The organism is Streptomyces sp. NPDC002838 (genome assembly GCF_040295365.1).
In the GTDB taxonomy this organism is placed as follows: domain Bacteria; phylum Actinomycetota; class Actinomycetes; order Streptomycetales; family Streptomycetaceae; genus Streptomyces.
Genome location: NZ_JBEOVF010000073.1, coordinates 1 through 11915 on the forward strand (window position 1 = coordinate 1; position 11915 = coordinate 11915).

At 66.6% G+C, this 11915-nt stretch carries 8 protein-coding genes; all 8 read left to right on the forward strand.

All coding sequences use genetic code 11. The features are described 5' to 3' along the window. Positions 1–715 precede the first annotated feature (715 nt). The 8 genes from ABT063_RS46330 to ABT063_RS46370 all read left to right on the forward strand — a co-directional run bounded on the left by ABT063_RS46330 (position 716) and on the right by ABT063_RS46370 (position 11859). Positions 716–1999 carry an ABC transporter substrate-binding protein gene (locus ABT063_RS46330; RefSeq protein WP_351067223.1) on the forward strand — a complete coding sequence of 428 codons (1284 nt, stop codon included), beginning with the start codon at positions 716–718 and terminating at the stop codon, positions 1997–1999. Beyond that, on the forward strand, positions 2000–3016 hold the full coding sequence (locus tag ABT063_RS46335; protein WP_351067225.1) for a carbohydrate ABC transporter permease: 1017 nt from the start codon (positions 2000–2002) through the stop codon (positions 3014–3016). Further along, entirely contained in the window at positions 3006–3842 is an 837-nt protein-coding gene (locus ABT063_RS46340) for a carbohydrate ABC transporter permease (RefSeq protein ID WP_351067226.1), read from the forward strand. Before ABT063_RS46335 ends, ABT063_RS46340 begins: the two co-directional genes overlap by 11 nt. 99 nt (positions 3843–3941) lie before the next feature. Next, on the forward strand, positions 3942–5795 hold the full coding sequence (locus ABT063_RS46345) for a rhamnogalacturonan lyase family protein (protein ID WP_351067227.1): 1854 nt from the start codon (positions 3942–3944) through the stop codon (positions 5793–5795). 4 nt (positions 5796–5799) lie between these two features. Beyond that, positions 5800–7152: a right-handed parallel beta-helix repeat-containing protein gene (locus ABT063_RS46350; protein ID WP_351067228.1), complete on the forward strand. Its 1353-nt coding sequence runs from the start codon at positions 5800–5802 to the stop codon at positions 7150–7152. Further along, positions 7142–9367 carry a family 43 glycosylhydrolase gene (locus ABT063_RS52510; protein WP_502991029.1) on the forward strand — a complete coding sequence of 742 codons (2226 nt, stop codon included), beginning with the start codon at positions 7142–7144 and terminating at the stop codon, positions 9365–9367. The genes ABT063_RS46350 and ABT063_RS52510 overlap by 11 nt, the downstream gene beginning before the upstream one ends. 176 nt (positions 9368–9543) lie before the next feature. Beyond that, positions 9544–11475 (forward strand): glycosyl hydrolase 53 family protein, encoded by a 1932-nt coding sequence (locus ABT063_RS46365; RefSeq protein ID WP_351067230.1) that lies wholly within the window; start codon positions 9544–9546, stop codon positions 11473–11475. A 252-nt stretch (positions 11476–11727) separates the two neighbouring features. Continuing rightward, on the forward strand, positions 11728–11859 hold the full coding sequence (locus ABT063_RS46370) for a hypothetical protein (RefSeq protein ID WP_351067232.1): 132 nt from the start codon (positions 11728–11730) through the stop codon (positions 11857–11859). Positions 11860–11915 lie beyond the last annotated feature (56 nt).

Sequence of the window (11915 nt, forward strand, 5' to 3'; positions counted from 1 at the left end):
TTGACAGATGAGAGTGCGGTCGCGACTCTTTCTGTTATTCGAAATGGTGTGGGAGCGTTCACAGTCATGTGGCGCGCAACGAGCAGATCGCATGCATCGCTCCTCGCCGCCCCGGGCCTTTGCACCTCCGCATCAGTGGTGACAGGAGGCATCTCCATGGGTGAGTTACGGCCGGCCGGCTCGACAGTTGCGGTGCTTCCCGGACCAGCGTGCGAGTTGGAGCCCTCGGCGGCTAGCAGCACAGCAAGGGACTGGAGTCCGGCATCTGCGCGGTGCCGGCGGACAAGACCTGCGCGCCGTACTTCAGCACCTACCCGATGGGCAACGCAGCCCGGGCACGCGCAGGACGCCCGCCAGTTCGCCGCCCGGGGTTTGGACGACGGCAGCAGGCCGACGGGCGTGCGGAACATCATCGACGTGAACGTCTCCCTGTCGTCCTGCGCCTGGCCCGGGGGCTTCAACGGCCGGGGCATGCCGGAGGTCGGCCGCCCCGGCCTGACGGACACGGAGCTGCGCGGCCACTTCGTCCGGTGGGCGATGAGGTCCGCACCGCCGCTCGTGGGCAGCGATGTGCGCAGCGCGTCGGCGGCGACGCTGAGCATCCTCAAGAACGCCGCCCCCTGTTCAACCAGACCAGCCGTTCGCGATGTCTGTTCGGTCACCACCGGAGCGATCAAGAGGTGGGCCGCTCGCTCGGAAGGTGGTGCACGCGCCCATGGCAGTGTCACGAAGGCGGCTTCTGGCGCTGGGCGCCGGAGCGACCGCCGGAGGGTTCGGGCTGGCCGGCTGCGGGTCGCAGCGCTCGCTCGGCGACTCGGATGAGATCACGCTGTGGACATGGGACCGGTCGGTGAGCGACGAGCTGGTCGCCCGGGCCGAGACGAAGGGCATTCCCGGGGCCGAGGGCTTCAGACTCAGCCGCGCCAACATCGGCGGCCACTTCAACACCAAGGTGCGTACCGCGCTCGCCGGCAAGTCCCTGGTGCCGGACATCATCGGCATCAACTCCGACGTGGCCACCTACTTCCCCAACCAGGACGCGTTCGTCGACCTGAACGACTTCGGCGCGGCCGAGCTGAAGAGCCGGTACCTGGACTGGAAGTGGAACGAGTGCATCACGCCCGAGGGCCGGATGATCGCGTTTCCCATGGACACCGGGCCCACCGGACTGTTCTACCGCGCCGACCTGCTCAAGGAAGCCGGGATCACCACCGACCCGAAGGAGCTGGCCGCCCGGGCCCCGGACTGGGACGGCTTCATCGCCCTGGGCAAGGAGCTGCGTAAGTCTCGGGAGCGCGCGGTGATCTGCCCCAACATCCGCCACGTCTGGAGCATCCGGCTCGGCCAGCTGGCCAGCAAGTTCATGACCGAGGACGGCCGGTACATCGGCGACCGGGACGAGCTGCGCGAGGCGTTCGAACTGGCCTACCGGATCGGCAGGGACGGCCTGTCGGCCGGCGCCCCGGAGGGCTCCACCGACTTGTACGGCGTGGTCACCAGCGGCCGCCAGCCGGTCGGCATGGGCGCGGTGTGGTGGGGCCTCGCCTTTCCGGAGTCGGCCGCGCCGAAGACCGAGGGCAAGTGGCGGGTGGCCGACCCGCCCGGCGGTGCCGGCAACGTCGGCGGCTCGTTCCTGGCGATCACCAAGTACTCCAAGAACCCCGAGGCGGCCTACAAGTTCATCACCTGGCTGCAGTCTCCGGAGAACCAGGTCAAGGCGTTCACGGAGATGTCGCTGTTCCCGTCCTCCCCGCGCTCCTTCACGAGGCCTCAGATGCGTGAGCCTCGGCCCTTCTACGGCGGGCAGCGCACCATCGAGGTGTTCGGCCCGTCGGCGCGGCAGGTCAAGACCGTCTACAAGAGCCCGTACGACCGGGTGATGGACCCCGTCTTCGCCGCCGAGCTCGCCAACGTGGAGTCCGGCAAGAACGTCGACACGGCATGGAGGGACGCCCAGGACACCATCGAGCGCGAGCTGACCCGCGAGGGGGCGATCTGAATGGGCCTCGCCGATTCGCTGCGCGGGAAGGCCGTCAAGCCGCGCGGGAGCGCCGCCAAGCCGCCGCCGGACGGGTCCAGGCCGCTGCCCGGCTGGCGCCGCTACTGGCCGATGTACACGGCGGTCTCCCCGTTCTTCATCCTCTTCGCCGTCTTCGGCATTTTCCCGGTCGGCTTCTCCATCTACCTGTCGTTCATGTCGTGGGACGGCATCGGAGAGACGCAGTCGATCGGTTGGGAGAACTACGCGTACCTGGTGACCGACTCCGACTTCTGGCAGTCGATCGGCAACACCCTGATCATCTGGCTCCTGTCCACCGTCCCGATGATCTTTCTGGCGCTGGTCATCGCCTACGCGCTGCACACTGCCGTGCGGTTCAAGGCGTTCTACCGGGTGGCCTACTTCGTCCCGAACATCACCTCGATCGTGGCGATGACCCTGGTGCTCGGCTCGGTCTTCAGCGACAGCTCCGGGCTGCTCAACAGCGCGCTGCGGGCGATCAACGCCGGCGAGGTCGGCTGGCTGTCCGACCCGTGGGCGATGAAGATATCCGTGGCGGCGATCACCATCTGGCGGTGGGTCGGCTACAACGCCATCATCTGCCTGGCCGGCCTGCAGGCCATCTCCAGCGACGTGTTCGAGGCGGCCAAGGTCGACGGCGCCACCAACCGCCAGACCTTCTTCCGGATCACCATCCCGATGCTCCGCCCGGTGATCCTGTTCGTCGCCGTCACCTCCACCATCGGCGGGCTGCAACTGTTCACCGAGCCGCAGGTGCTGTTCCCGGTGGACGACAACGGGAACGTCGGCGGGCCCGGCGGCGAGGCCACCACCATCGTGCTCTACCTGTACCAGCAGGCGTTCGTCTTCAACCGGTTCGGCTACGGCGCGGCCGTCGGCTGGGCGCTGTTCCTCCTGATCGCGGTGTTCTCCGTCATCAACTGGCGGCTGATCGGTGGCCGCGACGAGGACGCGGTCGGCACCGGCAAGCGGAAGGGGAAGTCCCGTGCGCGCTGAGACGGCCGCCAGGTCGCGGACGATCGTGGGCCACGCCGTGCTCCTGCTGGGCGTGCTGATCACGATCTTCCCGTTCTACTGGATGTTCGTGATGGCCTCGAACACCACCGGGGACATCTTCGCCTACCCGCCCAAGCTGATCCCCGGCCCCCACCTGTGGGAGAACATGAACAAGGTGTTCGACGGGATCGACTTCTGGGGATCGATGGGCATCACCGTCGTGGCCGCCACAGCCGTGACGTTCCTGGTGCTGCTCTTCGACTCGCTGGCCGCCTTCGCCTTCGCCAAGTACGACTTCCCCGGGCGGAGGGTGCTGTTCTGGATCGTGCTGGCCACCTTCATGATCCCGATGCAGCTGGCGCTGGTGCCGCAGTTCGTCACCCTGGCCTGGCTCGGCTGGGTCGGCTCGCTCAAGGCGCTGATCATCCCCGGTGCGGCCAACGCGTTCGGGATCTTCTGGATGCGCCAGTACGCGCAGGGGGCGATCGCCGACGAGCTGATCCAGGCGTCGAGGGTCGACGGGGCCGGGTTCTTCCGCCAGTGGTGGACGGTGGGGCTGCCGGTGCTTCGCCCGGGGCTGGCGTTCCTGGGGATCTTCACCTTCTTCCACATCTGGAACGACTACCTGTGGCCACTGATCGTGATGACCGACCCGGGCAAGGTGACGCTGCAGGTAGCCGTGCAGCAGCTGAACGGCGTCTACACCACCGACCAGTCGATGGTCATCGCCGGAGCACTCATGTCGGTGATCCCGCTGATCGGGGTCTTCCTGATCGGCTCGCGCCACTTCATCTCCAACCTGGCCGCCGGCGCCATGAAGTTCTGAAGAAGCACGCGCCTGATCGGCGCCTTTCGAGAAGCAGTCTTCGCACCTGCGTTGAGGTCTTGAGGCAGGCACGAGCCCTGCCCCTGCACGGGAGGATCCATGAAACAGTCCGTCAAGGTCTCGTTAGCCGGAACCACAGCCGTACTCCTGTCCGTCGCGGCTACGACGCTCGCAGTCGACGCGGGTGCCGCGACGCCGACGGACGGTGTCGCGGCGGCGGCCGCCAGACCGATGGAGAACCTCGGCCGCGGCGTCGTGGCCGTGCGGTCGAGTAACACCAGTGTCCTCGTCTCCTGGCGGCTGCTGGGGCTCGATCCGGACGGCATCGGGTTCAACGTCTACCGGTCCACTGCCGGAGGCCAGGAGGTCAAGCTCAACTCCGCGGTCCTGACCCAAGGCACCAACTTCACCGACTCGACGGCCGACTTGACCCGGTCGAACAGCTACCGGGTACGGCCCGTGATCAACGGCGCGGAGCAGCCCCCGAGCGGCGCCTTCACCCTGACCGCCAACCACGCCGTCGAGCCGGCCGTCCGCGTACCGCTGCGCGCCGGTGGCCCGGTGAAGTTCGTCTGGGTCGGCGACCTCGACGGCGACGGTGAGTACGACTTCGTCCTGGATCGCCAGACATCGCCGCAGACACTCGAGGCCTACCGGCGCGACGGGCAGCTCCTCTGGTCGGTCAACATGGGACCGAACAGCACCAACCAGAACAACATCGAAGGCGGATCGTCCACCATCGACGTCGGCCACAACGACGGCGTGACCGTCTACGACTTCGACAGCGACGGCCGCGCCGAGGTCGCCGTGCGGATCGCCAACGGTGTCCGCTTCGGCAACGGCACCACATTCACTCACAGCGACAACAACCGCCAGTTCATCGCGATTCTCGACGGCATGACCGGGGCGCCTCGCGCGACCGCTCCCGTGCCGACGGACTACCTGGCGGACGGCCCGATGTACGCCCGGTTCGGCGTGGGCTACCTCGATGGTTCCCGGCCCAGTCTGGTCGCCTTCATGAAGAACCGGATCGGCAACGGGGCGTTCAACCTCATGATGGGCGCCTGGCAGTTCACCGGCCAGTCCCTGACCCAGCAGTGGAAGTGGCTGCGCGGCAACCAGAACACACCCGACGGGCACAACACCCGCGTCATCGACGTCAACGGCGACGGAACCGACGAGGTCGCCGAGATCGGGTTCGTGCTCAACGGCAACGGCACCCTGCGGTACTCCCTGGGCCCCGCGGGCGTCATCCACGGCGACCGCTTCCACATCGCCAAGATGGACCCCAACCGCCCAGGCCTGCAGGGCTATGGCGTCCAACAAGACAACCCCAGCGGTCTACGCGAGTACTACTACGACGCCACCAACGGCTCCCTCATCTGGCGACACACCGCGTCCGGCACCGCCGACGTGGGACGCGGCATGGCCGGCGACATCGACCCGCGGTTCCCCGGCATGGAGGTCTGGTCCTTCTCAGGCCTCTACAACGCACCCGCCAACCGCCTCACCGAACCGAACACCTCGCTGCGGCCCTGGCCGCAGCTGGGCCTGTGGTGGGACGGCGACATCACGATGGAACTGCTCAACGACGGCAAGTTCGAGAAGTGGAACCCGAACAACCCCAAGCCCAGCAACAGCCTGACACGGCTGCTCACCACCTCGAACTACGGAGCGGTCGACGCGAGCCAGAACGTCCAGCCCACCTTCTACGGCGACATCCTCGGCGACTGGCGCGAGGAAGCCGTGTACACCAACGCGAGCCACAACCAGCTGATCATCTTCACCACCGACCACCCGACGAGCACACGGCTGTACACGCTCGCGCACAACCCCGCCTACCGCAACGCCATGACGCTCAAGGGATACATGCAGTCCCACCACGTCGATTACTTCCTCGGTGCCGGCATGACCCGGCCACCTCGGCCGAACATCACCTACCCCGGGAGATGACGCTGTGAGAACCGCGAAGTTCGTCCCCCCTGCTGCCCTCCTGCTCTCGGTGGTCACGGCGAGCTCCGTCGCGATGGTCGCCGGCTCGGCGTCCGCGAGCGATGCGGCGGCCGGAAACATCTATTACGTCGCCCCGAACGGGAATGACGGCGCAGCAGGTACGCAGGCCGCTCCGTGGGCATCGATCGCCCGTGCGCAGGCCGTCGCCAAGGCGGGCGACACGGTCTATTTCCGGGGCGGCACCTACGCCTACACCCGCGCGAACAGCACCTGCTCGAGCCAGTCCGCCAGAGTCGACGCGATCACCCTGAACAAGAGCGGCAGCTCGGGCAACCCGATCCGGTACTGGGCCCAGCCGGGCGAGAAACCGGTCTTCGACTTCTCCCGAGTGACGGACAACTGCCGTATCAAGGGCTTCAACATCACCGGAAGTTGGGTCCACCTCAAAGGACTGGAAGTCACCGGCGTTCCCCAGAACAACAACCGGAACGCCGAGTCCTGGGGGATCTGGGTTTCCGGCAGCAACAACATCTTCGAGCAGATCAACACCCACCACCACATGGGAACCGGCCTGTTCATCAACGGCGGGGGTGGCAACCTCGTCCTCAACTCGGACTCGCATGACAACTACGACCCGCGCAGCAATGACGGGCCCGGCGAAAACGCCGACGGGTTCGGTTCGCATTACACGCCGGCCGGCCGCCCCACGAACGTGTTCCGGGGTTGCCGCGCGTGGTGGAACGCCGATGACGGGTTCGACCTCATCTCCACCTACTCGCCCGTGACCATCGAGAACTCGTGGGCCTGGCGCAACGGGTACGTGCCGGGGACGACGACGCCCTCCGGCAACGGAGCCGGCTTCAAGTCGGGCGGCTACGGGGGCGACTACGAAGCCAACGCGCCGAAGCACACCGTCCGTTCCTCGGTGGCGTTCCTCAACAAGGCGGCCGGCTTCTACGCCAACCACCACCCGGTGGCCAACGACTTCTTCAACAACACCGGCTACGGAAACCACCCCAACTTCAACATGCGTGGCGTCGACTCGCGCGGCGCCGCCGTCGGCCGGGGCAACCTGCGCAACAACATCGCCTACACCGGAACGCCGACGTCGTACATGACCGGAACGAACGCGGCGTACAACTCCTGGAACCTTGGCGTCCCCCTGTTGAACTCCGATTTCCAGAGTGTGTCGACATCCGGCTGGGACGCGCCCCGCCAGACCGACGGAAGCCTGCCCGTGCTGCCCCACCTCCGTCTCGCGGCGAGCAGTGCCCTGATCGACAGGGGCACCGACGTGGGACTGCCATTCAGCGGAAATGCACCGGATCTCGGCGCCTTTGAGAACGATGGAAGGTGATTTTGTGAGGCAAAGATCGCGCGTCATTTCGAAGTACTGGAAGGTGGCCGCCGCCACACTGTTGTCCGTGGCGTTGGCGGCACCGCTCTCGGCGAGCACCGCTGCGGCGGAGACACCTGCAACGAAGACATCGGCCACGAAGACCTCGGCGACAGCGCTCCAGGACCAGGGTGCCGCTGCCGCACCGGTGGTGGATCGCGGCCTCAAGTACCTGGTGTCCGACTACCGGACCCGCACTCCGTCGAAGTACACGGCTGAGTCCTGGAAACCCTTCGCCAAGGCGTTGACCACCGCGGCCGATGTCGCCGGCGACACGTCGGCCACCACGTCGGAGGTCGCCGACGCGAAGACGGCCCTGATGACCGCCGCCGCCGATCTGAAGGCCGCCGACGAGGGCACGTTCCAGACCATCACGAACAACACCTTCTGGAACGACACCAGCGGCAACCCCATTTATTCGCAGGGCGGTGGGGTCTTCAAGTTCGGCGACACCTACTACTGGTACGGCGTGCACTACACCGGCGCCGAGCTCTACCGGGCCAATCCGACGAGGAAGTACGACGGGAACGTCAGCTTCGTCTCGATCCCCGTGTACTCGTCCAAGGACCTGGTGAACTGGAAGTTCGAGAACCGCGTCGCGACGCGCTCCACCGGCGTGGGCAGCGGCGCCAACCTGGGTGGTGCGGGCTGGGTCGGGCGGCTCGGCGTCTCGTACAACGAGAACACCGGCAAGTACGTGCTCGCCGTGCAGATGTGGCACACGGGCAGGGGCGGGCACGGCGTTCTGCTGCTGCAGGGCGACTCACCCACCGACACCTTCGACTACGGCTACTTCCAGACCCAGATCACCAACTCGCCCACGACCGGCACCGGGGATCAGACCGTCTTCACCGACGACAACGGCAAGGACTACCTGATCTTCTCCAACCGCGAAGGACGGTCGCGCGGCTTCGTGGCCAAGTTCCGGGAGTCCGACTCGCTGCGGATCGAGCCAGGCGTGGAGATCCGCCGCGGCGGCGGTCGCGAGGGCAACGCCATGTTCAAGCTCGACGGCAAGTACTACCACGCGGCGTCGGACCTGCACGGCTGGAACACCTCGGTCAACTACGTCAATGAGTCGACCAGCAGCAACGTTCAGGGCTCGTACAGCAGCGAGTACGTCCTTGCCGGCACGGAGATGGACTACAGCCACGTGACCCAGACCGGGTTCTTCGTGACGGTCAACGGCACCAAGCAGAACACGGTGATCTACGCCGGCGACCGCTGGGCCGACTTCGCCTGGAACGGCATCGGGTACAACCAGTGGGTGCCGATAACCAAGACCGGCGCGAGGCCGCAGTTCCACTCGGTGAGCCAGTGGCAGTTCAACGTCACGACCGGAGAGTGGCGTGTCGGGCAGGCGAACAACTACATCCTCAACCCGGACATCCAGGCTGACCGCATCATCGTCTCCAGTGTGCGGGGATGGCGGAACCTCGGCGGTTCGGTGACCAACGTCAACGGTGGTGTGAACGGGTCTCGCTTCGCCCTCCAGGTGAGCAACAGCGGCGGCGTCGAGCAGCGGATCGAGTCGGTGCCCGCAGGCACCTACACCCTGTCCCTCCACGCTCGGGGTAGCGCCGGACAGGTCGTGATCACCGGCGCCAACGGCAGCCAACGTACCCTCAGCATCCCGTCGTCGAGCGGCTGGGCCAAGCGCGAGCTCACCGGCATAGCGCTGCCCAGCGGGGCCGCCACCGTCACCGTGCGGGCGTCGGGTTCGGGCGGCGTCACCGTCGACCAACTCTCACTGGTCAAGACCTCTGCCGACGCGCCATCGGGACAGCGTTACGAGGCAGAGACCGCGCCGGCGGTGTGTCAGGGCACGATCGACTCGAACCAAGCGGGCTTTTCCGGTAGCGGGTTCTGCAACGGCACTGCCGCTGCGGGGGCCTTCGCGCAGTTCACGGTGACCCCGGCGACCGCTGGTACGGCGACGGTGGCGGTCCGGTTCGCCAATGGCTCCACTAGCGGTGCGAGGCCGGCGAACCTGATCGTCAACGGATCCACGGTGGGGACCGTTTCGTTCGAGTCCACCGGCGCGTGGACGACGTGGACGACCAAGACCGTGACCGTCCCGCTGAACGCCGGCAGCAACACCATCCGGTTGGATCCGACCACGGCAGCCGGACTACCCAACGTCGACTACCTCGATGTCGGTGCCGCGACTGGCTGACATCCCACGCTCTGCCGGTCTCTTCGATCGGCAGAGCGTGCAGGGTCGCGTCCTTGAGACCACGACACCGGCGTGACCACGGTGCGCCGTGCAACGAGCAGTGCCAATGAGAGCGACGGCCGACCGCGTGCGAAACAGCACTTGCCGCAAGTAAGTCACATCGTCAGGAGAAGGACATGAGCAGCAAGCGTCTGCCCCGCGTCATCGCGGGCACGACGACGTTGGTCACCATGGTGTCCGCGACTTTACTCATGGTGCCCACGCCGGCCCGTGCGACCTTCGGAACCGCGGACATCAAGCCGATCGAAAGCAATATCGCTGCCAAGGACTGGGCCTCGGCAACGGCCAGCAACGGCTCGTTGAACGCCGGACTGGCCATCGACGGCGACCCGACGACGTCCTGGCACCCCGGTCGTGCCGGCGCCCGGCAGTGGCTCACCGTCGACCTCGGTGGAACCTACGACAACCTGCGTAAGGTCAAGGTGATATTCCCGGACCGTGGCATGGCCTACCGGTACGTCGTCGAGGCTTCATCCGACGGTCGCCGGTGGAAGACCATCACCGACAGGTCCCACAACCGAGCCGTGTCACGAGGGGAAGTACACCTGTTCACCCGGCCGGCAACGCGCTTCGTCCGGCTGATGTTCACTGGTGGGCCGGGCCGTGCCGGGGCTGGTGTCAGCGAGCTCCAGGTCTTCAACTACCTACGCAACGACCTCACCCTCGGCGCCGATCTGTCCTGGATGGACGACGTCCAGGACCAGCAATACTGGGTCGACCCCCTGGCCGAAGACCGCGGCGCCGGGCCACACCTGCTCGACGTGGCCAAGGATCGTGGCATGCAGCACACCCGGCTGCGGATATGGAACGAGCCGCGCAGCGAGAGCACCGGTCGACCGACGCCGATACCGCGCCAGGGTCCGGAGCGCTCACTGGTCTCAGCGAAGTGGATCAAGCAGCGGGACATGGGCCTGGGTATCGACTTCCACTACGCGGACTCGTGGGCGGACCCGAGCAAGCAACCGAAACCACGCGCCTGGGCCGAGCTGGAGTTCGCGGACCTGTCCCAGGCCGTGTACGACTTCACCGCCGACTATCTGGACCGGTTGATCCAGCAGGGCACCACGCCGGAGAAGGTGGCCGTCGGCAACGAGATCATCAATGGTTTCATGTACGGCAGCGAGGCGGCCCACATCGGCACGACGGATCCGCCGTATTTCGTCGACCAGGCCGATATCTACCAGTCGAAGCCCGGCGGTGGCCTGCTGTGGCGGTACTGGCGGTCAACCGACCCGGTGGAGCAGCAGCTCTACGACCAGGCGTGGGACCGGTTCACAACCCTGGCCGCGGCCGGGATCAAGGCCGTCCGCGACGCGTCACCGACGTCCAAGGTCGAGATACACGTGATCGTCGACAAGGACAAGCTCGCCAAAACCATGGAGTTCTGGCACCAGTTCCTCACCCGGGTGAAGGCAAAGGGGCAGAACCCTGATGTGCTGGCCATCTCGTACTACCCGGAGTGGCACGGTACGCCCGAGGCGCTGGATCTCAACCTGAACACCATGGCCACCACCTATCCCGACTACGAAATCGACATCGCCGAAACCGCCTACCCCGCCTCGGGCGGTGCGGGCTCGCCGGTGCCCAACTCACCCTTCCCGCGAACGATTCAGGGCCAGGCGGACGCTATCCGGAGGGTATTCCAGGCCGCCAACGACGTGGTCGACAACCGAGGTTCAGGTGTGCTGGTGTGGGAGCCGGCCGGCTACCAGCCGATGTTCCGGGCCGTGCCCGGAATGGCGAACACGTGGGAGCCGCACGCGTCCATCAACGTCTTCAACGCCAGCCGCGCCAAGCACATCCTCCAGGACACCATCTACACCGCCACCGTGGTGGGAGCCGCCCCCAAGCTGCCCTCCTCCATCCACATGCTCACCACCGCCAACAACACGATCACCAGTGTTCCCGTCCGCTGGCAGCCGTTGCCACCTGGCGCGACCGACAGGCCGGGCGAGGTGACAGTCACCGGGATGACCGACACAGGACCGGTCACGGCGGTCATCGACGTCGTTCCCAGACGCGGCGAACACGACTTGACCACCTCATAGCCTCCATCGCCAAGCGAAGGACCAGGAGGCGGATGGATTGTATGGTGCGGGGTCGTCCTGGGCGTCTCGGCCGGGGTACGGCGGTGTGACGTCGGCGAAGCAGGTCGCGATGCCGGCATGGGCAGATCAGCAGACGGAGCCCGTGCGGGGTTGGGCGCGGTAGCCGAGCCGGCGGGCGTGGGCCAAGACCGCGTACCCGTACACCACGGCCGACCACGACGGCACCGGCGACGTCATCACCGCTTCACAGCAGTGTTCCGGTCACTCGGCCACACCGCCGGGCAGCAGGCCCTCCGCATCAACGACTGCGGCAACGCCTGGGAGAACCAGGCCGTCTTCGACCCGAACGGCCGCACCAACCCCAACATCCGGTGGCTCCCCTGACAAACCGCACAACGCCCCTGCCGCCCCTCGCGGGTGGCAGGAGCACCCACACCCGC

Coding starts and splice junctions, on each gene's coding strand:
- ABT063_RS46365 (WP_351067230.1), top strand. CDS start 9,544: ATGAGCAGCAAGCGTCTGCCCCGCGTCATCGCGGGCACGACGACGTTG.
- ABT063_RS46335 (WP_351067225.1), top strand. CDS start 2,000: ATGGGCCTCGCCGATTCGCTGCGCGGGAAGGCCGTCAAGCCGCGCGGG.
- ABT063_RS52510 (WP_502991029.1), top strand. CDS start 7,142: ATGGAAGGTGATTTTGTGAGGCAAAGATCGCGCGTCATTTCGAAGTAC.
- ABT063_RS46330 (WP_351067223.1), top strand. CDS start 716: ATGGCAGTGTCACGAAGGCGGCTTCTGGCGCTGGGCGCCGGAGCGACC.
- ABT063_RS46345 (WP_351067227.1), top strand. CDS start 3,942: ATGAAACAGTCCGTCAAGGTCTCGTTAGCCGGAACCACAGCCGTACTC.